27 protein-coding genes and 1 pseudogene are annotated in these 25179 nt (G+C 68.4%); 20 read left to right on the top strand and 8 right to left on the bottom strand.

Annotated features, from left to right (window positions below; all coding sequences use genetic code 11):
• Position 1: 1 nt before the first annotated feature.
• A complete protein-coding gene (locus ABID97_RS03790) occupies positions 2-955 on the bottom strand; it encodes a branched-chain amino acid transaminase (RefSeq protein WP_354397225.1) in 954 nt (317 codons plus the stop codon).
• Positions 956-1095: 140 nt separating this feature from the next.
• On the opposite strand from ABID97_RS03790, the pseudogene ABID97_RS03785 reads away from it, so the two are divergent.
• Positions 1096-2107: pseudogene (locus ABID97_RS03785) on the top strand (recombination-associated protein RdgC).
• 27 nt (positions 2108-2134) lie between these two features.
• On the opposite strand, the gene ABID97_RS03780 reads toward ABID97_RS03785, so the two are convergent.
• On the bottom strand, positions 2135-2563 hold the full coding sequence (locus ABID97_RS03780; RefSeq protein ID WP_354397224.1) for a glycerate kinase: 429 nt from the start codon (positions 2561-2563) through the stop codon (positions 2135-2137).
• A 135-nt stretch (positions 2564-2698) separates the two neighbouring features.
• Between ABID97_RS03780 and ABID97_RS03775 the strand changes: the two genes are divergently transcribed.
• Positions 2699-3154 carry a hypothetical protein gene (locus tag ABID97_RS03775; protein WP_354397223.1) on the top strand — a complete coding sequence of 152 codons (456 nt, stop codon included), beginning with the start codon at positions 2699-2701 and terminating at the stop codon, positions 3152-3154.
• Between the two features lie 53 nt (positions 3155-3207).
• On the opposite strand, the gene radA is transcribed toward ABID97_RS03775, so the two are convergent.
• Entirely contained in the window at positions 3208-4602 is a 1395-nt protein-coding gene (radA, locus tag ABID97_RS03770; protein ID WP_354397222.1) for a DNA repair protein RadA, read from the bottom strand.
• Between the two features lie 99 nt (positions 4603-4701).
• Here radA and hpaR point away from each other — a divergent pair, with 99 nt between their 5' ends.
• From hpaR to ABID97_RS03695, 15 genes are all read left to right on the top strand, one after another.
• Entirely contained in the window at positions 4702-5136 is a 435-nt protein-coding gene (gene hpaR, locus ABID97_RS03765) for a homoprotocatechuate degradation operon regulator HpaR (protein ID WP_354397221.1), read from the top strand.
• Positions 5133-5774, top strand: coding sequence for a fumarylacetoacetate hydrolase family protein (locus ABID97_RS03760; RefSeq protein WP_354397220.1), 642 nt, complete (start codon positions 5133-5135; stop codon positions 5772-5774). Before hpaR ends, ABID97_RS03760 begins: the two co-directional genes overlap by 4 nt.
• A complete protein-coding gene (locus ABID97_RS03755) occupies positions 5771-6541 on the top strand; it encodes a fumarylacetoacetate hydrolase family protein (RefSeq protein ID WP_354397219.1) in 771 nt (256 codons plus the stop codon). Before ABID97_RS03760 ends, ABID97_RS03755 begins: the two co-directional genes overlap by 4 nt.
• 43 nt (positions 6542-6584) lie before the next feature.
• On the top strand, positions 6585-7574 hold the full coding sequence (locus ABID97_RS03750; RefSeq protein WP_354397218.1) for a Bug family tripartite tricarboxylate transporter substrate binding protein: 990 nt from the start codon (positions 6585-6587) through the stop codon (positions 7572-7574).
• Between the two features lie 16 nt (positions 7575-7590).
• Positions 7591-9054: a 5-carboxymethyl-2-hydroxymuconate semialdehyde dehydrogenase gene (gene hpaE, locus ABID97_RS03745; protein ID WP_354397217.1), complete on the top strand. Its 1464-nt coding sequence runs from the start codon at positions 7591-7593 to the stop codon at positions 9052-9054.
• Positions 9055-9159: 105 nt separating this feature from the next.
• The gene (locus tag ABID97_RS03740; RefSeq protein ID WP_354397216.1) at positions 9160-9495 is read left to right on the top strand and encodes an aromatic ring-opening dioxygenase subunit LigA; all 336 of its coding nucleotides are present in this window, start codon (positions 9160-9162) and stop codon (positions 9493-9495) included.
• Positions 9492-10319: a DODA-type extradiol aromatic ring-opening family dioxygenase gene (locus ABID97_RS03735; protein WP_354397215.1), complete on the top strand. Its 828-nt coding sequence runs from the start codon at positions 9492-9494 to the stop codon at positions 10317-10319. Before ABID97_RS03740 ends, ABID97_RS03735 begins: the two co-directional genes overlap by 4 nt.
• Before the next feature lie 13 nt (positions 10320-10332).
• The gene (locus ABID97_RS03730; protein WP_354397214.1) at positions 10333-10737 is read left to right on the top strand and encodes a 5-carboxymethyl-2-hydroxymuconate Delta-isomerase; all 405 of its coding nucleotides are present in this window, start codon (positions 10333-10335) and stop codon (positions 10735-10737) included.
• 6 nt (positions 10738-10743) lie between these two features.
• The gene (gene hpaH, locus ABID97_RS03725) at positions 10744-11547 is read left to right on the top strand and encodes a 2-oxo-hept-4-ene-1,7-dioate hydratase (protein WP_354397213.1); all 804 of its coding nucleotides are present in this window, start codon (positions 10744-10746) and stop codon (positions 11545-11547) included.
• Positions 11548-11557: 10 nt separating this feature from the next.
• A complete protein-coding gene (gene hpaI, locus ABID97_RS03720; protein WP_354397212.1) occupies positions 11558-12397 on the top strand; it encodes a 4-hydroxy-2-oxoheptanedioate aldolase in 840 nt (279 codons plus the stop codon).
• A gap of 25 nt (positions 12398-12422) precedes the next feature.
• Complete coding sequence (locus ABID97_RS03715; RefSeq protein ID WP_503012744.1) at positions 12423-12899, top strand: nuclear transport factor 2 family protein; 477 nt, start codon at positions 12423-12425, stop codon at positions 12897-12899.
• 37 nt (positions 12900-12936) lie between these two features.
• A complete protein-coding gene (gene ilvD, locus ABID97_RS03710) occupies positions 12937-14673 on the top strand; it encodes a dihydroxy-acid dehydratase (RefSeq protein WP_354397211.1) in 1737 nt (578 codons plus the stop codon).
• 32 nt (positions 14674-14705) lie between these two features.
• Positions 14706-15695: a Bug family tripartite tricarboxylate transporter substrate binding protein gene (locus tag ABID97_RS03705; RefSeq protein WP_354397210.1), complete on the top strand. Its 990-nt coding sequence runs from the start codon at positions 14706-14708 to the stop codon at positions 15693-15695.
• 18 nt (positions 15696-15713) lie between these two features.
• Entirely contained in the window at positions 15714-16508 is a 795-nt protein-coding gene (locus ABID97_RS03700; protein ID WP_354397209.1) for a class II aldolase/adducin family protein, read from the top strand.
• Between the two features lies 1 nt (position 16509).
• Positions 16510-17487, top strand: coding sequence for a 2-dehydropantoate 2-reductase (locus ABID97_RS03695; RefSeq protein ID WP_354397208.1), 978 nt, complete (start codon positions 16510-16512; stop codon positions 17485-17487).
• A gap of 10 nt (positions 17488-17497) precedes the next feature.
• Here the strand turns inward: ABID97_RS03695 and ABID97_RS03690 are convergent, their stop codons facing one another.
• Positions 17498-18220, bottom strand: coding sequence for a hypothetical protein (locus tag ABID97_RS03690; protein ID WP_354397207.1), 723 nt, complete (start codon positions 18218-18220; stop codon positions 17498-17500).
• Entirely contained in the window at positions 18217-19317 is a 1101-nt protein-coding gene (gene alr / locus ABID97_RS03685; RefSeq protein WP_354397206.1) for an alanine racemase, read from the bottom strand. Before alr ends, ABID97_RS03690 begins: the two co-directional genes overlap by 4 nt.
• A 170-nt stretch (positions 19318-19487) precedes the next feature.
• Here alr and lplT point away from each other — a divergent pair, with 170 nt between their 5' ends.
• The 3 genes from lplT to ABID97_RS03670 all read left to right on the top strand — a co-directional run bounded on the left by lplT (position 19488) and on the right by ABID97_RS03670 (position 22259).
• Positions 19488-20792, top strand: a complete 1305-nt coding sequence (gene lplT / locus ABID97_RS03680) for a lysophospholipid transporter LplT (RefSeq protein WP_354397205.1) — start codon at positions 19488-19490, stop codon at positions 20790-20792.
• Between the two features lie 75 nt (positions 20793-20867).
• Complete coding sequence (locus tag ABID97_RS03675; protein WP_354397204.1) at positions 20868-21758, top strand: DMT family transporter; 891 nt, start codon at positions 20868-20870, stop codon at positions 21756-21758.
• Positions 21759-21770: 12 nt separating this feature from the next.
• Complete coding sequence (locus tag ABID97_RS03670; RefSeq protein WP_354397203.1) at positions 21771-22259, top strand: glutathione peroxidase; 489 nt, start codon at positions 21771-21773, stop codon at positions 22257-22259.
• A 10-nt stretch (positions 22260-22269) separates the two neighbouring features.
• Here ABID97_RS03670 and ABID97_RS03665 read toward each other — a convergent pair whose 3' ends face one another.
• From ABID97_RS03665 to glcE, 3 genes are all read right to left on the bottom strand, one after another.
• Positions 22270-22701 carry a carboxypeptidase regulatory-like domain-containing protein gene (locus ABID97_RS03665; protein ID WP_354397202.1) on the bottom strand — a complete coding sequence of 144 codons (432 nt, stop codon included), beginning with the start codon at positions 22699-22701 and terminating at the stop codon, positions 22270-22272.
• An 87-nt stretch (positions 22702-22788) separates the two neighbouring features.
• Positions 22789-24021, bottom strand: coding sequence for a glycolate oxidase subunit GlcF (gene glcF, locus ABID97_RS03660; protein ID WP_354397201.1), 1233 nt, complete (start codon positions 24019-24021; stop codon positions 22789-22791).
• Between the two features lie 29 nt (positions 24022-24050).
• The gene (glcE, locus tag ABID97_RS03655) at positions 24051-25178 is read right to left on the bottom strand and encodes a glycolate oxidase subunit GlcE (RefSeq protein ID WP_354397200.1); all 1128 of its coding nucleotides are present in this window, start codon (positions 25176-25178) and stop codon (positions 24051-24053) included.
• Between the last annotated feature and the right edge of the window lies 1 nt (position 25179).

The raw sequence follows: 25179 nt of genomic DNA, 5'->3' as shown, positions 1-25179 counted from the left end.
CTCAGACTTTCGTGAGCCAGTGGGCGTACTTGGGATTCTTGCCGTTCACGATGTCGAAGAAGGCCGCCTGGATCTTCTCGGTGATCGGGCCGCGCGAGCCGCCGTCGCCGCGGTTGCCGATCTCGATGCGGTCGAGCTCGCGGATGGGCGTCACTTCGGCGGCGGTGCCGGTGAAGAAGGCCTCGTCGGCAATGTAGACCTCGTCGCGCGTGATGCGCTTCTGCACGAGTTCGATGCCGAGGTCCTTGCACACGTGCAGGATGGTGTTGCGCGTGATGCCGTTGAGCGCGCCCGCGGACAGGTCGGGCGTGTAGACCACGCCGCCCTTGACCACGAAGATGTTCTCGCCTGCGCCCTCGGAGACGAAGCCGCTCGCGTCGAGCAGCAGCGCCTCGTCGTAGCCGTCGTCCAGCGCTTCCATGTTGGCGAGGATGGAGTTGGTGTAGTTGCTCACCGACTTGGCCTGCGTCATCGTGATGTTCACGTGATGGCGGGTGTAGCTGGAGGTCTTCACGCGGATGCCGCGGCGCATGCCCTCTTCGCCCAGGTAGGCACCCCAGGACCAGGCCGCGACCATGGCGTGGATCCGGTTGCCCTTGGGGCTCACGCCGAGCTTTTCGGAGCCGATCCAGATCAGCGGGCGCAGGTAGCAGCTCTCGAGCTTGTTCTCGCGCACGACCTGCTTCTGGGCTTCGTTCAGCTGTTCGGGCGTGAACGGGATCTTCATGCGCAGGATCTTGGCGCTGTTGAACAGCCGCTCGGTGTGCTCCGCCAGGCGGAAGATGGAGGTGCCGCCGTCGGCCGTCTTGTAGGCGCGCACGCCCTCGAAGGCGCCGCAGCCGTAGTGCAGCGTGTGGCTCAGCACGTGGATCTTGGCGTCGCGCCAGTCCACGAGTTCGCCGTCCATCCAGATCTTGCCGTCACGGTCGTCCAGCGAGGGGGGGATCGAGCTCATTTCCTGATTCCTTAGTTTGGGAAGCGGTGTGGGGGTGCGACCGGAGAGGGAAGTCGCAAAAGCTTGCGATTTTACGGCCGAGCCCGGAACCGGGTGCCCGACAATGGCCGGTTGTCCAAACCAGTGGAAAAAGGGTTTCCGTGTCCGTATTCAAGAACGTCATCGTCTATCGCATCGAGCCTGCCTGGTCCCAAACATTGACCGAGGTCGAGGAAGGGCTCGGCAAGCAGCGCTTCGAACCCTGCGGCCCCTCGCAGGAAAAGTCCGCCGGCTGGGTCGAGCCCCGCGGCGAAGCCAGCGGCCCGCTGGCCGAATCCATCGGCGGCCAGTGGCTGGTCGAGTACATGATCGAAAAGCAAGGCGGTGCCCGGCTCCGTGGTGCGCCGCAAGCTCGACGAGCGCTGTGCGCAGATCGAGGCCACCACCGGCCGCAAGCCCGGCAAGAAGGAAAAGAAGGAGCTCAAGGAAGACATCACGCTCGAGCTGCTGCCGATGGCCTTCACCCGCAGCGCCCGCATTGCCGTGTGGATCGACCAGGCCGAGCGCCGCCTCGTGATCAACAGCGCCAATGGCGCGCGCGCCGACGAAGTGGTCACCAGCCTGGTGAAGTCGCTCGACGGCTTTGCCGTGGCCCTCATCAACACGCAGGTGGAGCCCGCCGCCGCCATGGCCAACTGGCTGCTCACGCAGGAGCCGCCGGCCGGCTTCACCATCGACCGCGAGTGCGAGCTGAAGGCCTCGGACGATTCGAAGGCCGTGGTGCGCTACGCCAAGCACCCGCTGGACATCGAGGAAGTGCAAAAGCACATCACCGACGGCAAGCGCCCCACGCGCCTCGCGCTCACCTGGGACGACCGCGTGTCCTTCGAGCTGACGCACGGCATGCTGATCCGCAAGATCGTGTTCCTCGAAGGCACGGGCGACGGCGCCTCGGGCGGCAAGAAGGAAGACAACTTCGATGCCGACGTGGCCATTGCCACCGGAGAGCTCGGCCAGCTGGTGCCGGCCCTGCTCGATGCACTGGGCGGCGAAGCGGCGTTCGCGGGCGCGCCCAGGGATGACGCGGCCCAGCCGGCGGCAGCGCCTGCCGCGGCCCCCACCACGTCGACGCCCGCCGATGCCGTCGAGGAAGAAGAAGACGCGCCGTTCTGAATGAACGCGCCCGCCCGCCGCGGCTGATCAGCCCGGGGGCGTTTCTTCTTCGGGCGGCGCCTCGGGCCGCGTCAGTACCCAGCTTTGCAGCTTGCCGCCCTTGAACTCGGCATCGACATGCGAGCCGCCGGTGTCGGTCCAGCGGTAGAGCTCGGGCTCCTCGTCCTTGGGTGAACGCAGTTCGCCGAGCGCGCGTGTCATGGCAATGACGTGCATCAAGGTCGCGCCCTTCTTGAGCTTGGCGTTCAGCATCACCGCGCTCGCGACAAAGCCCACAGGCCGGTCGGCGGCGCGCTTGAGGACCTGCATGGCGCGGTTGAAGTGCAGCAGCAAGAACATCACGATCGCGCCGCCGGTCAGCGCCACGCCAGCCCAGCCGTAGCTGCGCCACGCGAGCCCGAGAAGAACGATGCCGCCCACGGGCACCAGCAATTTCTGGAAATTCATGGGCCGCATTGTCGCCGCCCACAGTAGCGGCCATGGCTACCGCCGGGCGCGCGCGGTGGTACTCGCCGCGAAAAGCACGCGGCGCACCGGCGCGAGCCGGCACATTTCGCCGCACGGGCATCTGCCCGGGCCACTGAAAAGCGTATGACCATTCCGCGCCCTGCCAACTTCATTCGTCTCACCCTTGCCGCCACGCTCGCGGCCACCGCGCTCAGCGGCTGCTACGTGGTGCCGCTCGGACAGCCCGCTCCCGCGGCGCCGCCCTCGCAGTCCTATCCCATCGCACCAGGGCCGGTGACGCAGAGCGTCAGTGCGCGGCTGTACCCGTCGAATGCCGAGGCGGCGCGCTACGGAACGGTCGCAGGCACGGTGACCAACGACATGAACGGACGCGGACACTTCAGTGCGCTGATCGGCAACGAGCAGTTCCAGGGAGAGGCGACCCGGGTTGCGGGCTCGCGAGGTGCCGGCGTGGCCAACGCCAGCGGCAATCGCGGCGGCAACCTGAGTTGCCAGTACACGATGAACTCGGCCACGCTGGGCAGCGGCCAATGCGTGCTCAACGGCGGACCGGCGTTCACGATGCACATCGGGGGGTAGGGAGGGTGGCCCGGCGCGCCTGTGGTGCGCCGGGCATTTTTTCCTCCAGCGAATCACTCGAGGCGGCGGACCACGTCCATCGCCTCTTCGATGCGGTCGACGGCGTGGATCGTCAGGCCCTCGATCTCCTTCGTGCCCTTGCGCGGCGCATTGGCCTTGGGCACCACCGCCACGCTGAAGCCCAGCTTGGCCGCTTCGCGCAGCCGCTCCTGCCCGCGCGGCGCGGGACGCACCTCACCCGCAAGGCCCACTTCGCCGAATGCGATGAAGCCCTTGGGCAGCGGCTTGCCGCGCAGGCTCGACGTGATGGCCAGCATCACGGCCAGGTCGGCCGCCGGTTCGCTGATGCGCACGCCACCCACCGCATTGACGAACACGTCCTGGTCCATGCAGGCCACGCCCGCGTGGCGGTGCAGCACGGCCAGCAGCATCGCGAGCCGGTCGCGGTCCAGCCCCACCGACAGGCGCCGCGGACTCGGCCCGCCGTTGTCGACCAGCGCCTGGATTTCCACCAGCATCGGCCGCGTGCCCTCCAGCGTGACCAGCACCACGCTGCCGGGCACCGGTTCGGCATGCTGGCTCAGGAAGATCGCGCTCGGATTGGCCACGCCCTTGAGGCCGCGCTCGGTCATGGCGAACACGCCGATCTCGTTGACGGCGCCAAAGCGGTTCTTGATCGCGCGCACGAGGCGGAAGCTCGAATGCGTGTCGCCCTCGAAGTACAGCACGGTGTCGACCATGTGCTCGAGCACGCGCGGACCCGCGAGCGCACCCTCCTTCGTGACGTGGCCCACCAGCACCACGGCCGTGCCGCTGGTCTTGGCAAAGCGCGTGAGATGGGCCGCGCATTCGCGCACCTGCGCCACCGAGCCGGGCGCCGAAGTGAGCTGGTCGGAGTACACGGTCTGGATCGAATCGATCACCGCGATGGCCGGCCGCGTGGCGTCGAGCGTGGCGATGATCTTCTCGAGCTGGATCTCGGCCAGCACCTGCACCTGCGAGTGGTCCAGGCCGAGCCGGCGCGAGCGCAGCGCCACCTGCGCGCCGCTTTCCTCGCCCGTGACGTAGAGCGCGTTCTGCCCCGCGCGCTGCAGCGCATCGACGGCCTGCAGCAACAGGGTCGACTTGCCGATGCCCGGGTCGCCGCCGATGAGCGTGACGCCGCCCGACACGATGCCGCCGCCCAGCACGCGGTCGAGTTCCTCGAGGCCGGTGGGCGTGCGCTCGATGTCGGTTGCCTCTATTTCCGACAGCGTGGCCAGTTCCGAAGCGCCCGCGAGCGACGCGTACTGCGTGCTGCCAAAGCGGTTGTTGGCCGGGCCGCCGCCGTTGCCCGCCACCTGCTCGACGAGTGTGTTCCAGGCGCCGCAGCTGGGGCATTTGCCGAGCCACTTGGGGCTGGTGCCGCCGCATTCGCTGCAGACGAAGAGTGTTTTTTCCTTGGCCATGCGGGGAGTTTAGGTGTCCGCACAAACCCTGATGCCTGGCGGCTTGGAAAGCTCCGAAGAATCATTTAACATGTTAACTAATTCGACGAGGCACAGCTTTTGAGCACCACCTTCACCCACCGCAATTTGCCGCGCCTGCTGCTGCAGGCCCGCGAAGCCGTGATGGCCCACACCCGGCCCAGCCTGCGCGAGCACGCGCTGTCCGACCAGCAATGGCGCGTGCTGCGCGTGCTCGGCGAGCACGGCGCCGTCGAGACCGGCCACGTGGCGCGCGAGGCCTTCATCCTCGGCCCCAGCCTCACGGGCGTGCTGGCCCGCATGGAGCGCGACAAGCTCATCACGCGCAGCCGCGACCCCGAGGACCAGCGCCGCACCGTGGTCGAGGCCACGCCGCACGGCATGAAGCTGGTGAAGCGCCTGTCGACCAGCATCGAGGCGCATTACGTCTGGATGGAAAAATCGCTCGGCAAGGCCAAGCTCACGCAGCTCTACGGGCTGCTCGACGAACTCATCGCACTGGAGCAGCCATCATGAGCAGCAGCGCACCGCACTATCTTCCGACCGGCACCGTGTACGGCACGCTGCTGAACTTCCGCGCCGAGTTCGACGCGCTCGCGCCGCGAATGGCAGAGGCGCCGTACAAGGCCGCGCCCAAGGCCCCGGTGCTCTACGTGAAGACCGCCAACACCTGGAGCCCGCACGAGAGCGCCATCGCGGTGCCCGCCGCCGTGCCCGAGGTGGAGATCGGCGCCAGCATCGGCATGGTGATCGGGGCCGAGGGCGACGTCGAAGGCTTCGTGCTGTTGAACGATCTCTCGATCCCGCATGCGAGCTTCTTCCGGCCCCCGGTGAAATTCAAGTGTGTCGACGGGTTCCTCGGCATAGGTCCGGTGCTGCGCGATGCGCAGGAGGTGGCCGATCCCGCGGGCTTTCGCGTCGAGGTGCGCGTCAACGGCACGCTGAAGCAGTCGATCGATTTCTCGCAGCTCGTGCGGCCCGCGGCACAGCTGCTCGCCGACGTCGGCGAATTCATGACGCTCGCGCATGGCGACGTGCTGATGCTGGGCTGCGACGCCGGGCGGCCGCTGGCCTGCGCGGGCGACCATGTCGAGATTTCCGCGCCGGGCTTCGAGACCCTGGCCAACACGCTGGTGCAGGAGGTGGCCGCATGAAGCACGCACGCGTCATATACGAGGGCCGCGAACACACCGGTGTCGCGCACGAATTCAATGGCGAGCAAGATGCCGCCGTGCGCCTGGAAGACGGCCGCATCGTGCCGCAGGCGCAGCTCACCTGGCTGCCGCCGCTCGCGCCCACCGCACGGCCCCGCACCATCCTTGCGCTCGGCCTCAACTACGCCGACCACGCCAAGGAGCTGGAGTTCAAGGCGCCGGAGGAACCGCTGGTGTTCGTCAAGGGCCAGAGCACGCTCATCGGCCACCGCCAGCGCACGCAGCGGCCTGCCGGCGTGCAGTTCATGCACTACGAATGCGAGCTCGCCATCGTGGTGGGCAAGACCGCGAAGAACGTCACGCAGGACGACGCCTACGACTTCATCGGCGGCTACACGGTGGCCAACGACTACGCCATTCGCGACTACCTGGAGAACTGGTACCGCCCCAACCTGCGCGTGAAGAACCGCGACACCTGCACGCCACTCGGCCCGTGGTTCGTCGATGCGGCCGACGTGCCCGACCCCATGGCGCTGGCGCTCAGGACGACGGTGAACGGCACCGTCACGCAGCAGGGCAGCACGCGCGACATGATCTTCGACGCGCCGTTCCTCATCGCGTACTTCAGCCGCTTCATGACGCTGTCGCCGGGCGACCTGATCCTGACGGGCACCCCCGACGGCGTGGTCGACTGCAAGCCGGGCGACGTGGTGGTGACCGAGATCGAGCGCATCGGCGCCTTGGTCAACACCATTGCCGGCAGCTAGCGCCGCACCGCTTTTCCATACCAACGACAGAAGAGACAAACCCATGACGACCAGGAACAGACTCGGGCTCGCAGCGGCCCTCGTGGCTTTCGCCGCCGCGGCCTTCGCGCCCCAGGCACAGGCGCAGGCACAGGCCTTCCCCACCAAGCCGGTGCGCTGGGTCGTGGGCTATCCCGCGGGCGGCGGCACCGACTTTCTCGCGCGCACCGCCGGCGCGCAGCTCGCGCAGCAGCTGGGCCAGCCGGTGCTGGTGGACAACCGCCCCGGCGCGGGCGCCATCATCGCGTCGGAGAACGTGGCGCGCTCGCCCGGCGACGGCTACACCGTGTTCTCGGCCGACAACGGCGTGCTGGTGTACAACCCCGCGCTCTACAAGAAGCTGCCCTACGACGCCGAGAAAGACTTCGCGATGGTCGGCATGATGGGCCGCTCGACGCTCGTCATCACCGCCGCGCCCAACGCCGGCCTGGCCGATGCCAAGGCGCTGATCGCTGCGCTGAAGGCATCGCCGGGCAAGTACAGCATCGCCACGCCGGGCACCGGCAGCCCGCATCACCTGGCGCTCGAACTGTTCCAGCGCGAAGCGGGTGTTTCGCTGCTGCACGTGCCCTACAAGGGCGGTGCGCCGGCGCTGCAGGACCTGATGGGCGGGCAGGTGCCGCTGATGATGCTGGACCTGCCGAGCGGCGTGAGCGCCGTGAAGGCCGGCAAGGTGGTGCCGCTCATGACCATGGGCGCCGAGCGCATTCCGCAGCTGCCCAACGTGCCGACCGCGAAGGAACTCGGCTATGCGGGCGTCGAGGCCTACACCTGGCAAGGGCTCGTGGTGCCCGCCGCCACGGCGAAGGACGTGCAGGCCCGGCTCGGCGCCGACCTGCAGAAGACCATGGCCGACGCCGGCGTGCGCCAGAAGCTCTTCGACGCAGGCTGGGAAGCGCGTCCCGCCGACGGCGTCGAGATGGCGCGCTTCGTCGATGCCGAACGCAAGAAGTGGCACGCCTTGATCAAGGCGCGCGACATCAAACTCGATTGACCCTGGCGGGAACCCCATGCAACAGATCCAACACCTCATCGGCGGCAAGAGCGTTGCCGGCACCGACTGCTTCGAGACCGTCAACCCCGCCACGCAGGAGGTGCTGGCCGAAGTGGCGTCGGGCGGCGAAGCCGAAGTGAACGCAGCCGTGGCTGCGGCCAAGGAAGCATTCCCCAAGTGGGCCGGCATGCCCGCCGTGGAGCGCGCGAAGCTGGTGCGCAAGCTCGGCGACCTGATCGCCAGGCACGTGCCCGAGATCGCGCAGACCGAGACCAACGACTGCGGCCAGGTCATCTCCCAGACCGGCAAGCAGCTGATCCCGCGCGCGGCCGACAACTTCTACTACTTCGCCGAGATGTGCACGCGTGTGGACGGCCACACCTACCCGACCCCCACGCACCTGAACTACACGCTGTTCCATCCGGTGGGCGTGTGCGCGCTGATCAGCCCGTGGAACGTGCCGTTCATGACGGCCACCTGGAAGGTCGCGCCGTGCCTCGCCTTCGGCAACACCGCGGTGCTGAAGATGAGCGAGCTGTCGCCGCTGACCGCCGCGCGGCTGGGCGAACTCGCGCTCGAAGCGGGCATTCCGCCGGGCGTGCTGAACCTCGTGCACGGCTACGGCAAGGAAGCCGGCGAGCCGCTGGTGGCGCACCCCGACGTGCGCGCGATCTCGTTCACCGGCTCTACCGCCACGGGCAACCGCATCGTGAAGAGCGCGGGCCTGAAGAAGTTCAGCATGGAGCTGGGCGGCAAGAGCCCGTTCGTGATCTTCGACGACGCGGACCTGGACCGTGCGCTGGACGCGGCGGTGTTCATGATCTTCAGCAACAACGGCGAGCGCTGCACGGCGGGTTCGCGCATCCTGGTGCAGCAGTCGATCTATGCGGACTTTGCCGCGAAGTTCGCCGAGCGCGCGAAGCGCATCGTGGTCGGCGATCCGCTCGACGAAAAGACCATCGTCGGCCCGATGATCTCGCAGGCGCATCTTGCCAAGGTGCGCAGCTACATCGAGCTGGGACCGAAGGAAGGCGCGACGCTGCTGTGTGGCGGGCTCGAGGTTCCAGGCAACCTGCCCGACCGTGTGAAGAAGGGCAACTACGTGATGCCGACGGTCTTCGCGGATGTCGACAACCGCATGCGGATCGCGCAGGAAGAAATCTTCGGCCCGGTCGCCTGCCTGATTCCGTTCAAGGACGAGGCCCACGCGATCGAGCTCGCCAACGACATCCCCTACGGCCTCTCCAGCTACGTGTGGACCGAGAACATCGGCCGCGCGCACCGCGTGGCGGCGGCCGTCGAAGCTGGCATGTGCTTCGTCAACAGCCAGAACGTGCGGGACCTGCGCCAGCCCTTCGGCGGCACCAAGGCGTCGGGCACGGGGCGCGAAGGCGGCACCTGGAGTTACGAAGTGTTCTGCGAACCGAAGAACGTTGCGGTTTCGATGGGTTCGCACCATATTCCGCATTGGGGGGTGTGAGATGGAAGCGGGTTACCTCCCTGGACGCGCACCCGCTGGCGGGGAGCGGGAGTACCCGGTGGCCTGTGCACGCGCCCTGAACACAGAAAAAGCGGAGTGCCGAAGATGAGCCTCTACGCCATGCAGAAATTCCTGTTCGCCCTCAACCGCGACGCCGACGTGCAGCGCCGCTACGCAGAAGGCGGCGACACGCGCGCGGCCTTGCTGGCGGCCTATGATTTCAACGACGAAGAGCGCCAAGCCATCGACCAGGGCGACATCGGGAAACTCTACGTCCTGGGCTGCAACGGACAACTGCTGATGCACTTCGCACCCCTGCTCGGCATCGCATGGGCCGACTACCTCGAAGCCATGCGCGAAGGCGTGCGCAAGTACGGTCCGGTGCGCGCGGGAATTTATGCCATGACAACCGGCACAGACGAAAAGGTGGCAGGCGTATGAGCTTGGTCTTTGCAGGCGTGTGCAGCCACGCCCCCGGCATCACCGGCCGCGCCCACCTGGCCGACGCGGCGGTGAAGGACGAGTTCCACGCGCAGTTCCACCGCTTCGGCGAGGCGATGCGCGCCACGAAGCCCGATGCGGTGATCGTCATCGCGGCCGAGCACTTCGCGAACTTCTTCATGAACAACATGCCGGCCTACGCCATCGGCATGGCCGACAGCTACGAAGGCCCGATCGAGGACCCGAAGTGGCTCGGCATCGAGAAGACCAGGGTGCCCGGCGATGCAGCGCTGTCGCAGCGGCTGATCCGCGAGGTGATGCAGACCGTCGACGTGGCGTACGCGGAAGAATGGAAGTTCGACCACGGCATCATGGTGCCGCTGCACTTTCTCACGCCGAAGTTCGACACCAAGGTCATTCCAGTGAACATCAACTGCCAGGGCCCGCCGCTCACGCCGCTGCACCGCGCATGGGCTTTTGGCGAGGCGCTGCGCCGCGCTTGCGACAAGGCCCCCGAGCGCATCGCGCTGGTCGGCACGGGCGGCATTTCGCATTGGCCCGCGACGCCGGATTCGGGCAAGGTCAACGCCGAGTGGGACGCCGAGTTCATGCGCCGCTGGTGCGCCAACGACCGCGATGCGCTGCTCTCGGAGAACGACTACAACGACGAGGCCACCTACCGCGAAGCCGGCCAGGGCGGCTTCGAGATCCGCACCTTCCTGAGCGTGGCCGCGGCCGCGCGCGGCAAGGGCCAAATCCTGCACATGAAGGCCATCCCCATCTTCGCCGTGACATGCACCGCCGCGACGATGTCGATCGAATGAACGGAGCCTCGGCATGCCTCACCTCGTGATCCTCTACACGCCCAACCTCGAAGCCGAGACCGACATGACGGCCCTGTGCCGCACGCTGGCCGACACCATGCTGGCGCAGCGCGACGAAACCGGCAAGCCGGTGTTCCCCATCGGTGGCACGCGCGTGCTCGCCTACCCCGCCGCGCACTTCGCAGTGGCCGACGGCCAGGCCGACTACGCCTTCGCGTACCTCAACCTCCGCATGGCCGCGGGCCGCGCCGAAGCCGTGAAGAAAAAGGCCGGAGACGCGCTGCTGGCCGATGTGCGCGCGCATTTCGAGCCCGTCTTCAGCAGGCGCCACATCGGCATCACGCTGCAGATCGACGAAAGCTCCGGCCAGGTGTACGACGGCAAACACAGCAATCTGCATCCCCTCTTCAACAAGTAGAAAACCATGCTCACCGCCGACACCATTGCCAGGCTCGCGGCCGAACTGCACGAAAGCGAAAAGTCGCGCGTGCAGGTCGAGCACTTCTCCAAGCGCTTTCCCGAAATGACGGTGGAAGACGGCTACGCCATCTCGCGCGAATGGGTCAGGGCCAAGATCGCCGAAGGCCGCACCGTGAAGGGCCACAAGATCGGCCTCACCTCGCGCGCCATGCAGCTGTCCAGCCAGATCACGGAGCCCGACTACGGCACCCTGCTGGACGACATGTTCTTCGAGCAGGGCAGCGACATCCCGTTCAAGCGCTTCATCGCGCCGCGCATCGAGGTAGAGCTGGCCTTCATCCTCGGCAAGAAGCTGCAGGGGCCGAACGTGACGATCTTCGACGTGCTGGCCGCCACCGACTACGTGGTGCCCGCCATCGAGATCATCGATGCGCGCATCGAGCAGTTCGACCGCCACACCAAGGCGCCGCGCAAGGTGTTCGACACCATTGCCGACAACGCGGCCAATGCCGGCATCGTGATGGGCGGCCGGCCGGTGAAGCCCGACGCGGTCGACCTGCGGTGGGTGAGCGCGCTGCTCTACAAGAACGGCGTGATCGAGGAATCCGGCGTGGCCGCGGCCGTGCTCAACCACCCGGCCACCGGCGTGGCCTGGCTCGCGAACAAGCTCGCGCCGTGGGACGAACACCTCGAAGCCGGCGAGGTCGTGCTCGGCGGCTCGTTCACCCGGCCAACTACTGCGCTCCCGGGCGACACTTTCCACGCCGACTACGGCCCGCTCGGCAGCATCGCCTTCCGTTTTGTCTGAAAGACGCCTCATGCACACACCTCTGAACACCTTCAAGAAGGCCCTGCAGGCCGGCGAGCAGAAGATCGGCCTCTGGGTCGGCCTGGCCGACGGCTACGTGGCCGAAATCCTCGCGGGCACCGGCTACGACTGGCTGCTGCTCGATGGCGAGCACGCGCCCAATGACGTGCGCTCGATGCTCGCGCAATTGCAAGGTATCTCGAGCGCATGGTCGGCGCAGCCCGAGTCGGAGCGCTCGCACCCGGTGGTGCGAATTCCGGTGGGCGACACCACGCTGCTCAAGCAATACCTGGACATCGGCGCGCAGACCGTGCTGGTGCCGATGGTCGATACCGCCGAGCAGGCAGCGCGCATGGTGCAGGGCATGCGCTATCCCCCCGAAGGCATCCGCGGCATGGGCAGCGCCCTGGCGCGCGCCTCGCGCTGGCAGGCCTATCCCGGCTACCTGCATGAAGCCAACGCGCAGACCTGCCTGCTGGTGCAGGCCGAGACCGTCGAAGCGCTGAAGAACCTCGATGCCATCGCGGCCACGCCGGGCGTGGACGGCGTGTTCATCGGACCGGCCGACCTGTCGGCGTCGATGGGCTTCGTGGGCCAGCCGAACCACCCCGAGGTGCAGGCCGCCATCGCCGACGCGATCGCGCGCATCCGCAAGGCGGGCAAGGCCGCGGGCATTCTCTCGACCACCGAGGAGCAGGCGCGCAAGTGGCTCGCCGCGGGCGCGCAGTTCGTGGCGGTGGGCGTGGACACCATCCTGCTCACGGCGGCGGCCAAGCAGCTGCTGGCCAGGTACAGGGACCCGAAGGGCGGCAAGGCCGCGCCGGGCGCCGCCGCCACCAGCAGCTATTGATTCACCCGACACCGGAGCACTCCTTATGAAACGCATGACCCTGGCGGCCCTGGCCGCGGCCGCCACCCTGTTGCTCGCGGCCTGCGCGCCGATGGGCGGCGCGAGCTCGCCCCCAGCCGCCACCGCCCGGCAGGAAGCCAACCGCCAGGCCGTGCTCGCCTTCTATGAAAAGGGCCTGAACCAGAAGGATGCCGATGCGGCCCTGCAGTACGTGGGCAACCGCTACGTGCAGCACAACCCCACGGCGGCCGATGGTCCCGAGGGCTTCCGCAAGTTCGTCGCGTTCCTGCGCGAGAAGTTTCCGCGCTCGCGCAGCGAGATCAAGCGCAGCTTCGTCGAAGGCGACTACGTGATCCTTCACGTCCATGCGGTGCGCGAGCCGGGCACGCGCGGCAACGCCATCGTGGACATCTTCAGGCTGGAGAACGGGAAGATCGTCGAGCACTGGGACGTGGTTCAGCCCGTGCCCGAGACCGCCGCCAACACGAACGGCATGTTCTGACCCTTTTGCAATCAGCCAGCCAGCCCACGCCCGCCCGATGACCACTCCCACCGATCCGGACAGCAAGCGCTTTCGCTCCGCCACCATCCGCGAAGGCACGATCCGCGCGACCACGCGCAGCTTCCTGCACGCGCTCGGGCAGGACGACGAGGACGTCGCGCGGCCGCACATCGGCGTGTTCCACACCGGCGGCGAGATGAGCCCCTGCAACCTCAACCTGCGCGAGCAGGCGCAGCACGCCAAGACCGGCATCTATGCCGGCGGCGGCACGCCGCACGAATGCCCGGTGGTGTCGGTGAGCGACGGGCTCACCATGGCGCATTCGGGCATGCGCTTCTCGCTGATCTCGCGCGAGCTGATCGCCGACAGCGTCGAGGCCTCGACGCGCGGCCACCAGTGGGACGGCATCTTCGCCATCGGCGCCTGCGACAAGAACCTGCCGGGGCTCATGATGGGCATGGTGCGCTGCAACGTGCCGAGCGTGTTCGTGCACGGCGGCTCGGCGCTGCCGGGGCAGATGCCCGGCCCCGATGGCCGCGACCTCAACGTGGTCGACACCTACGAGACCATCGGCAAGGTGCTGGCCGGCACCGCCACGCACGCCGAGCTCGACGCCATGAGCCGCGCCTGCCTGCCGACGGCCGGCGCCTGCGCGGGCCAGTTCACGGCCAACACCATGGGCATGGTGTCCGAGGCGCTGGGCCTGGCGCCCATCGGCTCCAGCATGGTGCCGGCGGTGTTCAGCGAACGCGCGCCGCTCATGCGCCGCGCCGCTAAAAATCTGATGAAGGCGGTGATGGGCGACAGCCCCCTGCCGCGCGACATCGTGACGCGCAAGGCATTGGAGAACGCCTGCGCCGTGGTGTCGGCCACGGGCGGCTCGACCAACGCCGCGCTGCACCTGCCGGCCATCGCGCACGAGGCCGGCATCCGTTTCCACCTGGACGACGTGGCCGAGGTCTTCGCGCGCACGCCGCTCATTGCCGACCTGCGTCCCGGCGGCCAGTACCTGGCGCGCGACGTGTTCTACATCGGCGGCGCGGGCGTCATTCTTCGCACGCTGATGGAACAGGGTTTCCTGCACGGCGATGCGCTGACCTTCACCGGCCGCACCATGGCCGAGGAGCTGGCCGGTGCCGCCGCGCCGGACGGCCGCGTGGTGCGCGCGGCCGGCAACCCGATCACGCGCGACGGCGGCCTGGCGGTGCTCAAGGGCAATCTCTGTCCCGACGGCGCACTGCTCAAGACCGCGGGCCTGCAGGCGCTGGTGCACCGCGGTCCGGCGCGCGTCTTCGAGTCGGAAGAAGAAGCCCAGGCGGCCGTGCAGAACCGCCGCTACCAGGCCGGCGACGTGCTCGTGATCCGCAACGAAGGCCCGCGCGGCAGCCCCGGCATGCGCGAGATGCTGGGCATCACCGCCCTGCTCTACGGCCAGGGCATGGGCGACAAGGTCGCGCTGCTCACCGACGGGCGATTTTCGGGCGCCACGCGGGGCCTGTGCATCGGCTACGCGGGGCCCGAAGCGGCCGACGGCGGACCGATCGCGGCACTGCGGGACGGCGACATCGTGGCCATCGACGCGAGGCCCGGGGCGCGCAGCATCTCAGTCGAACTGGCCACCGAGGAAATTGCCCGCCGCCTCGCTGGACGTGAGGTAAACGCGGGGGTGCCGCACCGTGGCTTGCTGGAAAAATACGCACTCACCGTGCGCCCGGCCCACCAGGGCGCCGTGACCCATTCGGGCGCAGTCACCTGGCTGCGCGACGAGTCCTGAGCCGCAACCAACCACTACACCGGAGACAGACCATGACCTTCACCCGCCGCCAGTTGCTGCAGACCACCGGCGCCTCGGCGCTGCTCGCGAGCCTGGGCCAGCAGGCCTTCGCGCAGGCCTCGCTCGAAACCGCCACCATCGTCACCGGCTTTGCGGCCGGCGGCACCTCGGACACCACCTGCCGGCGCATTGCGCAGAAGCTCAGCCCCGAATACGCCAGGTCGGCCGTGGTGGAAAACCGCACCGGCGCGGGCGGGCAGATCGCCGTGACCTACGTGAAGGGCCGGCCGGCCGATGGCAGCACCATCCTGCAGACGCCGACCTCGATCCTCACGATCTACCCGCACATCTACAAGAAGCTGCCGTACGACCCGATGGTCGACCTCACGCCGGTCAGCCTCGCCTGCATCTTCGACTTCGGCTTTGCGGTCGGTCCCGCGGTGCCGGCCAGCGTGAAGACGGTGCCCGAGTTCCTGGCCTGGGCCAAGGCCAATCCCGCGGGCGCGAACTTCGGTTCGCCCGCCGCGGGCTCCACGCCGCACTTCATCGGCGCGCTGCTGGGCAAGAAGGGCGGCGCCGAGCTCAAGCACGCGGCCTACCGCGGCACGCAACCGGCCATGCTCGACCTCCTGGGCGGCAACATCTCGGCCGTGTCGGGCCCGATCGGCGACATCACGCAGCACCTGGCCTCGGGCAAGGTGCGCATCCTGGGCGTCTCGGGCGCCAAGCGCAGCCGCTTCGCGCCCGACGTGCCAACGTTCGGCGAGCAGGGCATCAGCGACATGGCGCACAGCGAGTGGTTCGCCTTCTTCCTGCCCGCCAAGGCCTCGCCCGAACTGGTCGCGCGGCTGAACACCGCAATGAAGAACGCCCTCGCGCAGAAAGACGTGATCGACGGCCTCGGCACCTTCGGGCTGGAAGCCATGTCGTCCACGCCTGGCGAACTGACCGAACTGCTGAAGAAAGACACCGCCAAGTGGGCGCCGATCGTGAAAGAAGTCGGCTTCACCGCAGAGGGTTAACCAAATGAAGGAACTGCAATGAACACACTCGCCACGCCGGCCGCGCCATCCGCGCTGGTCCATCCCTCGATCCATCCCGACGAGCGCGCCGCGCGCGAACAGCTGGCGGCCTGCTACCGCGTCTTCGCGATGCTGGGATGGACCGAGATGATCTACAACCACATCACGGTGCGGCTGCCGGACAGCGTGACGGGTGGCGCGAAGCAGTTCCTCATCAACCCTTTCGGGTTGCACTACAGCGAGGTCACGGCCAGCAACCTGGTGAAGATCGACCTGGAGGGCAAGGTGCTCGACGGATCGACCTGGCCGGTGAACCCGGCCGGGTTCACCGTGCATGCGGCCATCCACGACGGCCTGCCGGGCGCGCACTGCGTGATGCACACGCACACCACGGCCGGCGTGGCCGTGGCCTGCCTGCAGGGCGGACTGCAGCAGACCAATTTCTACACCGCGCAACTGCACGGCATGGTGGCCTACCACGACTTCGAGGGCATCACCATCCATGCCGACGAAGGTCCGCGGCTGCTCAGGAGCATCGGCGACCGCAAGGCGGTGATCCTGCGCAACCATGGCCTGCTGGCCTGGGGCCAGACCCTGCCCCAGACCTTCGCGATCCTCTGGACGCTGCAGCGCGCCTGCGAGATCCAGATGGCGACCTTCTCGATGGGCGCGGCCATCCCCGTGAGCGAGGAAATCGCCCGGCGCTGCACGCGCGATGCGCTGCAGTTCAGCCCCGAGCACGGCGCGGGCCAGGATGTGTTCGATGCCCTGGTGCGCCAGGTGGACCGCATCGACCCCAGCTACAAGAACTGACATGAAGATCTGCATCTACGGCGCCGGCGCCATCGGCGGATGGATCGGCGCCGGCCTCGCGCAAGCGGGCGAGCGCCTCAACGTGGTGGCGCGCGGCGCCACGCTCGAGGCCCTGCAGCAGGACGGGCTCTCGTTGATGCGCGGCGAGGTGCGCACGCGGGTGCCGGTCCACGCGGTGGCCGATCCCGCATCGCTGGGTGTGCAAGACCTGGTGGTCATCGCGGTGAAGGCGCCCGCGCTGGCCGGCGTGGCCGAGCGCATCGGGCCGCTGGTCGGGCCCGACACCGTGGTGCTGGTCGCGATGAACGGCGTGCCGTGGTGGTTTCTCGAAGGCGGCTTCGGCGGCGCCATCACCGGCCGCCGGCTCGCGGCCGTCGATCCCGACGGCGCGATCGCCAGGGCCATTCCGGCGCGCAACGTGATCGGCTGCGTGGTGCATGCGAGCTGCTCGCTCGACGCGCCGGGCGTGGTGCGGCATCACTTCGGCAACGGGCTGATCGTGGGCGAGCCCTCGGGCGAAGCCACGCCGCGCGTGCAAAGGCTCGTCGAGCTGCTCCAGCGCGGCGGCTTCGACGCCACGCTGTCGCCGCAGATCCAGAAGGACGTGTGGTTCAAGCTCTGGGGCAACATGACCGTGAACCCGATCAGCGCGATGACCGGCGTCACCACCGACCTGATCATGGGCGACGACCACGTGCGCGGCTTCATCTCGGCCGTGATGCTGGAGGCGAAAGAGATCGGACGCCGCATCGGCATCGAGATCACGCAGAGCCCCGAAGACCGCCATGCCGTGACGATGAAGCTCGGCGCGTTCAAGACCTCGATGCTGCAGGACGTGGAAGCCGGGCGGTCGGTGGAGCTCGATGCGCTGGTCACCGTGGTGCGCGAGTTGGGCGAGCTGACCGGGGTCGCCACGCCGTTCACCGATGCGCTGCTGGGCCTCGCGCGCCTGAAGCTGCGGCACCTCGGGCTGTACTGAGCGCGCGTCTTCAGTTCTTCTTCAGCAAGACCCGCACGGCTTCCGGCAGTGAATTGACCTCGGGCATGAAGCGGTCGAGCGCTGCCCCGAGGAGCACGGCGCACAGCACGGCGCCGAGCAGCGGCTTCCACGTCAGGCGCACGGCCGCCATGAGCCAGCCCTCGCGCGCCACGCGCACCGCGGCGCGCGCCGACACGTACGAGAACGCCACCTCGACGGCCACGGCCAGCAGCGCGTCCCAGCTGAAATACAGCAGCACCAGGGAGCCGGCGCCGAGCACGATGGCGGTGCAGATGAGAAAGACGGCGACCACCGGGACCACGATGAGGGCGCCTTCGTCCGAGGCGCCCGCCACCTCGAACGCGCCGCTGGCCACGTCGGACAGCGCGCCGCCCTCGGCGCTGCCAGCCGCATCGAACGCAAAGCTGGCCGCATCGGCGACGTCGCCGCCGTCCAGGCCGATGTCGGTGCGGTTCTCGACCAGGCGGCTCGCCCACCAGCGCAGCACCAGCAGGTAGCCGAGATAACCCACGCCCAGCGTGAGCAGGTACCGCACTGCGAGCGACTGCACGTCGAGCACGTGCATCTGCAGCGCCGAAACGCCCCACATCAGGAGCAGCGTGAAGCTGCCGATCAGGATGCCGTGCGTGCGCAGGCTGTAGTTGCGGTGCAGGTCGCGCTCGAGCTGCGTCTCCCACAGGCGCACCGAGCGCCAGTTGGAGAGCACCTTCATTCGCCGTCGGCCGGAGCGAAGGGAACGCGAGGCGCCACGGCGCACATCAGTTCGTAGCCGACGGTGCCGGCCGCCTGTGCGACCTCGTCGATGGGCAGCACAGCGCCGGTCGCGGCCGAGCGGCCCCACAGCGTGACCTCGGCGCCGAACTTCGCGTCAGGCACGGGCGTGAGGTCGACGGTGATCATGTCCATGCTCACGCGGCCCACCATGCGGGTGCGCACGCCGTTCACCAGCACCGGCGTGCCGGTGTTGCAATGGCGTGGATAGCCGTCGGCATAGCCGACCGCGGCCACGCCGATGGTGAGCGGCCCGTCGGCCGTGAAGTTGGAACCGTAGCCGATGGTGTCGCCCGCCTGGAGCGTCTGCACGCCGATCAATTTCGTCGACAGCGTCATGGTGGGCTGCAGCTGCCAATGCGCGGCATCGTGCTGCGGAAAGTCGGGCGCGCTGCCGTACAGCAGGATGCCGGGCCGCACCCAGTCGCCGCGGGCCTGCGCGGCGTGGCGCAGGGTGGCGGCGCTGTTGGCCACCGACCGTTCGCCCGGCAGGTCGTGCGTGACGCGCTCGAACACCGCCATCTGGTGTGCGATGCCGCGCGGGCCGTCGGCGTCGCTGAAATGCGTCATGAGCGAAATCTCGTCCACCTGCGGCAGCGCATTGAGGCGCGTCCAGGCGGAGCCGAAGCGCTCGGGCGCGAAGCCCAGGCGGTTCATGCCGGAATTCATCTTGAGGAACACGCGCTGCGGCTTGAGGGTCTTGTGGGCCGCGAGCATGTCGATCTGCTCGTCGCAGTGCACGGTATGCCACAGGTCCAGCCGCGAGCACAGCTCCAGGTCGCGCGCGTCGAACACGCCTTCGAGCAGCAGCACCGGCCCGCGCCAGCCCAGCGCGCGCACGCGTTCGGCTTCGGCCAGGTCGAGCAGCGCAAAGCCGTCGGCGCCGCGCAGGCCTTCGAACACGCGCTCGATGCCATGCCCATAGGCATTGGCCTTGACCACGGCCCAGACGCGGGCATCGACCGCGGCGCGCCGGGCCCGGTCGAGGTTGTGGCGGAGCGCGGCGGTGTGCACAGTGGCGAGAATGGGACGCGGCATGGCAAATGTCGGATGTTGAAGACAGGGTTTTAGCACCTTCGAAAGCAGGGCCGTCCAGGGTGTGAACGCTGATTTCTCCTTCGTACCCCCATGCTATAACCGCCCATTCGCCAAAAGTGGCGACACTTTCTCACTACTGCCAGCAACCTTCCTGGCCAGCCAGCCCATCGATGAAGCGCGGTTTCTACACGATCATGTCGGCCCAGTTCTTTTCGTCGCTGGCCGACAACGCGATCTTCGTCGTGGCTGTCGAGCTCATGCGAAGCTCAGGGGCGGCCGAGTGGCAGCGCGCTGCGCTGGTGCCGATCTTCGCGGTGTTCTACGTGGTGCTGGCTCCGCTGGTCGGCGCGTTCGCCGACGCGCTGCCCAAGGGACGGGTGATGTTCATCAGCAATGCGATCAAGGTGATCGGCTGCCTGATGATGCTGTTCGGCTCGCATCCGCTGTTGTCGTATTCGATCGTCGGGCTTGGTGCTGCGGCCTATTCACCGGCCAAGTACGGCATCCTGACCGAACTGCTGCCCGCTTCGCAGCTGGTCAAGGCCAACGGCTGGATCGAAGGACTCACCATCGCATCGATCCTCCTGGGCATCGTGCTGGGCGGTTCGCTGGTGGGCCATGCGATATCCAGTCACCTGCTGGCCATCGACCTCCCGATGATCAACACCGGCATCGATTCGCCGGCCGAGGCGGCCATCTCGGTGCTGATCTTCGTCTATGCGCTGGCAGCCTGGTTCAACACCCGCATCCCGCACACCGGGGTCGAGATGCGGCCGCTGCGCGCCAATCCGGCGCATGGCCTGGCACGCAACATGTTTCTGCTGCTGCCCGACTTCTGGCACTGCAACGCGCGCCTGTGGCGCGACAAGCTGGGGCAGATCTCGCTCGCCACCACCACGCTCTTCTGGGGCGCCGGCGCCAACCTCAAGTACATCGTGCTGGCCTGGGCCGCGCTCGCGCTCAACTACAACACCACGCAGGCGACGGCGCTCACCGGGGTTGTCACCATCGGCATGGCGGTGGGCGCCATCGTCGCGTCGATGCGCATGCGGCTGGACATGGCCACGCGCGTGATCCCCATGGGCGTCGGCATGGGCCTGCTGGTGATCAGCATGAACCTGATCACCAACGTCTGGATCGCCGTGCCCTTCCTGATCCTGCTGGGCGGACTGGGCGGCTTCCTGGTGGTGCCGATGAACGCACTGCTGCAGCACCGCGGCCACAACCTGATGGGCGCGGGCCGCTCGATCGCCGTGCAGAATTTCAACGAGCAGGCCTGCATCCTGCTGCTCGGCGGCTTCTACAGCGCCTGCACCGGCCTCGGCCTCTCGGCCTTCGCGGCCATCGGCGCCTTCGGCGGCGTGGTGGCGGGCTGCATGTGGCTCATCCAGCGCTGGCATCATCACAACCTGCGCAAGTACCCCGAAGAAGTCGAGCACCTGCTCGCCATCGCCCGCAGCGACAAACATCATTGACCTGCCCGAGGCTGCGCACACCTCGTGTCGCTTCGCCCTCCCCCTCACCGGGGGCGACACCGGGAATTCGACCCCATGCCTGCGCTCGCACTGATCTTCAACGCCTTTGTCTGGGGCGTCTCCTGGTTTCCGTTCCGCCACATCGAAGGGCACGGGCTGCATCCGGTGTGGACCACCTGCTTGATCTACGTGGCCATCTCGCTCGCGATGGGCTTCTTTCGCCGGCATGCCTGGCGCGGCTTCGCGGCGTTCCCGATGCTGGTGGCGCTCGGGCTCGCGGCGGGCTTCACCAACCTGGGGTTCAACTGGGCCGTGACACAGGGCGACGTGGTGCGCGTGGTGCTGCTGTTCTACCTGATGCCGCTGTGGAGCGTGCTGCTGGGCTGGGCGGTGCTGGGCGAGCGGCCCACGGCCGGCGCGCTCGCACGCGTGGCGCTGGCGCTCACCGGCGTGGTGGTGGTGCTCAAGGCACCGGGCGTCGACTGGCCGGTGCCTTCGAGCCTGCCCGACTGGCTCGGCGTGGCGGCGGGATTCAGCTTTGCCGTCACCAACATCCTGCTGCGCCACCTGCAGCGCGCGCCGGGCGAATCGCGCGCGCTGGCCATGTTCTGCGGCTGCGCGCTGGTGGCGGGCATCGCCGCGGCGAGCGGCACCCTGCTGGGCGCTTTCGCCTCGCCGCTCGCGGCCACGCCGGGCTGGATCGGATGGGCCGCCTTGCTGGGCGCCGGCTTCGTGGTGGCCAACGTCTGCCTGCAGTACGGCGCGGCGCGGCTCGCGGCCAGCGCGACGGCGGTGATCATGCTGTCGGAGGTGCTGTTCGCCAGTGTGTCGTCGGTGGCGCTGGGCGCGGCCGACATGAGTCCGCGCATCCTGGCCGGTGGGGCGCTGATCGTGCTGGCGGCCGTGTGGTCGGCATTTGCGCGAACGCCGGCCGCGGGCGATGATCGCCTTTCGTCTCCCACCTGAGGTACCCGCACCATGGCCAGCATCTACGACTTCGAAGCCAACCAGATCGACGGCAAGCGCGTGAAGCTCTCGGCCTACAAGGGCAAGGTGCTGCTGATCGTCAACACGGCCAGCCAGTGCGGCTTCACGCCGCAGTTCGCCGGGCTCGAGGCGCTGCACAAGAAATACGGCGAACAGGGGCTGGTGGTGCTGGGCTTTCCGTCGAACCAGTTCGGCGCGCAAGACCCCGGCACCAACGACGAGATCGGCGCGTTCTGCACCACCAACTACGGCGTGAGCTTTCCGATGATGGAGAAGATCGACGTCAACGGCGGCAATGCCGCGCCGCTGTACCAGTGGCTCACCAAGGAGAAGCCGGGCCTGCTGGGCAGCACGGCCATCAAGTGGAACTTCACCAAGTTCCTGGTCGGGCGCGACGGCCGCGTGCAGAAGCGCTATGCGCCGCTCGACACGCCCGCATCGATCACGCGCGACATCGAGGCCGCGCTGGCGGCCGCCTGAAGCGCCCCGCTCAGAAGCGGAAGCTCGCGGTCTTGGCGCCGCCGCCCACGGTCACGGCCTGGCTCTTGGCCTCGCCGCCGGTCGTCCTGGCGCTGACGGTGTAGCGGCCGTCCGGAATGTCGACCAGGCAGACCGGACCGCTGGCGCGCAAGGCCAGCGAAGGCGCGCCGTCGGCACCCTTGATGTCGACATCGACATCGGCAAGGTAGGCGCCGTCGGAGCGCGCGAACAGCAGCGCCAGCGGATGCTCCTTCATGGCCGCGCGCATGGCGTTGGATTCGTCCGAGCCGATGCCGCCGCAGACATAGCGCACCGCGCCCTCGCCCTTCCACTGCGGCATGGCCGACTGTGCCTGTGCGCCAACGGCGCCGGCCGCGCAGGCGCAGGCCAGCAGGGCGCGCCGCAAGTTCTTCGAACCGATGAAAGCTTGAACGCAAGACATGGGGCAGGCTCCTGGAAAAACGGTGCCCCATGATGCCGCGCCAACGGGGCCCGCGCGAGTCGGACCAGAGCGCTCTTCGGTGTGCGATCAGGCCGCTGCCAGCGCCGCGTCCAGCAGTTCGACCCAGTGGCGCACCGGCGTTTGCGGGCTGCCACTTTGCAGATGCGTGATGCAGCCGATGTTGGCCGAGGCGATGACGCTCGGCTGCAGCTGTTGCAGGTGGCCGAGCTTGCGGTCGCGCAGCGGGTAGGCCAGCTCGGGCTGCAGCACCGAGTAGGTACCGGCCGAGCCGCAGCACAGGTGCGATTCGGCCATGGCCACGCGCACGTCGAAGCCGAGGGCGCGCAGGTGCGTCTCCACGCCGCCGCGCAGTTTCTGGCCGTGCTGCAGCGTGCAGGGCGGGTGGTAGGCGACCACGCCCTCGGGCGGCCGCACGCGCGCCTTCAGCGCGGCGACCAGGTCGGGCAGCAGTTCGCTCAGGTCGCGCGTCATCTCGCTGATGCGCGCCGCCTTGGCGGCATAGGCCGGGTCGTTGCGCAGGATGTGGCCGTACTCGCGCACCGTGACGCCGCAGCCCGAGGCGTTCATCACAATGGCTTCGACGTCGTTTCGCTCGACCGCTGGCCACCACGCATCGATGTTGGCGCGCATCTGGGCCTTGCCGCCCTCCTGGTCGTCGAGGTGGAACTTCACGGCGCCGCAGCAGCCGGCCTCCTTTGCGATCACCGCCTGGATGCCGGCCGCGTCGAGCACGCGCGCGGTCGCGCTGTTGATGTTGGGCATCATCGACGGCTGCACGCAACCCGCGAGCATCAGCACCTTGCGCGCATGCGTGGCGGTGGGCCACGCGCCGGCCTGCTGCTTCGCCGGCACCTTGGCCTTGAGAGACTCGGGCAACAGGCCGCGCACCGACTGGCCGAGCGCCATCGCGGGGGCGAAGAGCGGCGACGGCAGCGCTTCCTTCAGCAGCCAGCGTGTGGCCGATTCCATTGCGGGGCGCGGCACTTTCTCGTCGACGATCCTGCGGCCGATGTCGACCAGGTGGCCGTACTGCACGCCGCTCGGGCAGGTGGTTTCGCAGTTGCGGCAGGTCAGGCAGCGGTCCAGGTGCAGCTGCGTGCTGCGCGTGGGTTCCTTGCCTTCGAGCACCTGCTTGATGAGGTAGATGCGGCCACGAGGTCCATCGAGCTCGTCGCCGAGCAGCTGGTAGGTGGGACAGGTCGCGGTGCAGAAGCCGCAGTGCACGCATTTGCGCAGGATGGCTTCGGCCTCGCGGCCGTCGTCGGTGTCGCGGAATTCGGGGGCGAGCTCGGTTTGCATGGAAGAAATGGAGGTGTCGGAACGCAGGCTCAGGAAGCCGCGAGAAGCCGCGCGCGGTCGAAGATGCCATGGGGATCGAACTCGCGCATCAGGGCCTGGTGGATGCGCGCGGATGGTGCGCTCAAGCCGTCGAATCGCGGGGCAGCGGCAGAAGAGGCAGAAGAGGCAGAAGAGGCAGCAGGCATCCTGAACAGCGTCGCATGCCCGCCCGCCGCATGCGCCGCTTCGCGGATGCGAGAGGCCTGCGCGGGCCGCGCCTTGAACCAGCGCTGTCCGCCGTGCCATTCGATCAACGGCGCGCCGCCATCGCCCATTGCGAGCACGGGCGCTGTCTGCGGCACCGACAGGCGCCAGAGCGCGTCGCCTGTGCCGTCAACGACAAAACACGGATGCCGCTGGTCGCGCAGCGATTGCCACTCGGCAGCGGCCACTGCGGTGTCCACGCGCTCGCCGCCCAGGTGCGTGCAGGCGGCCTCGACCGCCGCCACCGCGCCGCGCAGCCGCAGCCGCAAGCTGCCGGTGCCGCCGGCGTCGGACCAGCAACTCGCATTCAGCGGCAGCGGCCGGCCGCCCCACTCGTTGAGCAGGCGCAGCGCATCGGCCTGGCTGCAGTCGAAATCCAGCGTGGTTTCGGCGGGCGCCACGGGGAGCACCTTGAGACTCACTTCGGCGATCACGCCCAGCGTGCCGAGCGAGCCCACGAGCACCCGCGAAACGTCGTAGCCGGCCACGTTCTTCATCACCTGCCCGCCGAAGCCGAGCACCTCGCCGCGGCCGTTGACGAGCGTGGCGCCCAGCACATAGTCGCGCACCGCGCCAACGCTGGCGCGCGCGGGACCGCTGAGGCCCGCGGCGACCATGCCGCCCACGGTGTCCGTGCCGGCCGCGCCGAAACGCGGCGGCTCGAAAGGCAGGCACTGCCCCTTCTCGGCGAGCGCGGCTTCGAGCTCGGCGAGCGGCGTGCCGGCGCGCACGGTGACGACCAGTTCGCTCGGCTCGTAGCTCGTGATGCCGGTGAGCGCGGCGGTGCCCAGGGCCTCGCCCTGCGGCGGCTCGCCGTAGAAATCCTTGGTGCCGCCGCCGCGGATGCGAAGCGGCGAGCCATCGGCGGCCGCGGCGCGGATGCGTTCGACGATGTGGTGGAGTGCGGGTTCCATG

It is taken from the genome of Variovorax sp. OAS795 (assembly GCF_040546685.1).
Classification (GTDB): Bacteria; Pseudomonadota; Gammaproteobacteria; order Burkholderiales; family Burkholderiaceae_C; genus Variovorax.
The sequence above is the reverse complement of the archived record's forward strand: the minus strand, read 5'-3'. Positions and strand labels throughout refer to the sequence as shown.

Coding starts and splice junctions, on each gene's coding strand:
- ABID97_RS03790 (WP_354397225.1), bottom strand. CDS start 955: ATGAGCTCGATCCCCCCCTCGCTGGACGACCGTGACGGCAAGATCTGG.
- ABID97_RS03780 (WP_354397224.1), bottom strand. CDS start 2,563: ATGCGGCCCATGAATTTCCAGAAATTGCTGGTGCCCGTGGGCGGCATC.
- ABID97_RS03775 (WP_354397223.1), top strand. CDS start 2,699: ATGACCATTCCGCGCCCTGCCAACTTCATTCGTCTCACCCTTGCCGCC.
- radA (WP_354397222.1), bottom strand. CDS start 4,602: ATGGCCAAGGAAAAAACACTCTTCGTCTGCAGCGAATGCGGCGGCACC.
- ABID97_RS03760 (WP_354397220.1), top strand. CDS start 5,133: ATGAGCAGCAGCGCACCGCACTATCTTCCGACCGGCACCGTGTACGGC.
- ABID97_RS03755 (WP_354397219.1), top strand. CDS start 5,771: ATGAAGCACGCACGCGTCATATACGAGGGCCGCGAACACACCGGTGTC.
- ABID97_RS03750 (WP_354397218.1), top strand. CDS start 6,585: ATGACGACCAGGAACAGACTCGGGCTCGCAGCGGCCCTCGTGGCTTTC.
- hpaE (WP_354397217.1), top strand. CDS start 7,591: ATGCAACAGATCCAACACCTCATCGGCGGCAAGAGCGTTGCCGGCACC.
- ABID97_RS03740 (WP_354397216.1), top strand. CDS start 9,160: ATGAGCCTCTACGCCATGCAGAAATTCCTGTTCGCCCTCAACCGCGAC.
- ABID97_RS03735 (WP_354397215.1), top strand. CDS start 9,492: ATGAGCTTGGTCTTTGCAGGCGTGTGCAGCCACGCCCCCGGCATCACC.
- ABID97_RS03730 (WP_354397214.1), top strand. CDS start 10,333: ATGCCTCACCTCGTGATCCTCTACACGCCCAACCTCGAAGCCGAGACC.
- hpaH (WP_354397213.1), top strand. CDS start 10,744: ATGCTCACCGCCGACACCATTGCCAGGCTCGCGGCCGAACTGCACGAA.
- hpaI (WP_354397212.1), top strand. CDS start 11,558: ATGCACACACCTCTGAACACCTTCAAGAAGGCCCTGCAGGCCGGCGAG.
- ABID97_RS03715 (WP_503012744.1), top strand. CDS start 12,423: ATGAAACGCATGACCCTGGCGGCCCTGGCCGCGGCCGCCACCCTGTTG.
- ilvD (WP_354397211.1), top strand. CDS start 12,937: ATGACCACTCCCACCGATCCGGACAGCAAGCGCTTTCGCTCCGCCACC.
- ABID97_RS03705 (WP_354397210.1), top strand. CDS start 14,706: ATGACCTTCACCCGCCGCCAGTTGCTGCAGACCACCGGCGCCTCGGCG.
- ABID97_RS03700 (WP_354397209.1), top strand. CDS start 15,714: ATGAACACACTCGCCACGCCGGCCGCGCCATCCGCGCTGGTCCATCCC.
- ABID97_RS03695 (WP_354397208.1), top strand. CDS start 16,510: ATGAAGATCTGCATCTACGGCGCCGGCGCCATCGGCGGATGGATCGGC.
- ABID97_RS03690 (WP_354397207.1), bottom strand. CDS start 18,220: ATGAAGGTGCTCTCCAACTGGCGCTCGGTGCGCCTGTGGGAGACGCAG.
- alr (WP_354397206.1), bottom strand. CDS start 19,317: ATGCCGCGTCCCATTCTCGCCACTGTGCACACCGCCGCGCTCCGCCAC.
- lplT (WP_354397205.1), top strand. CDS start 19,488: ATGAAGCGCGGTTTCTACACGATCATGTCGGCCCAGTTCTTTTCGTCG.
- ABID97_RS03675 (WP_354397204.1), top strand. CDS start 20,868: ATGCCTGCGCTCGCACTGATCTTCAACGCCTTTGTCTGGGGCGTCTCC.
- ABID97_RS03670 (WP_354397203.1), top strand. CDS start 21,771: ATGGCCAGCATCTACGACTTCGAAGCCAACCAGATCGACGGCAAGCGC.
- ABID97_RS03665 (WP_354397202.1), bottom strand. CDS start 22,701: ATGTCTTGCGTTCAAGCTTTCATCGGTTCGAAGAACTTGCGGCGCGCC.
- glcF (WP_354397201.1), bottom strand. CDS start 24,021: ATGCAAACCGAGCTCGCCCCCGAATTCCGCGACACCGACGACGGCCGC.
- glcE (WP_354397200.1), bottom strand. CDS start 25,178: ATGGAACCCGCACTCCACCACATCGTCGAACGCATCCGCGCCGCGGCC.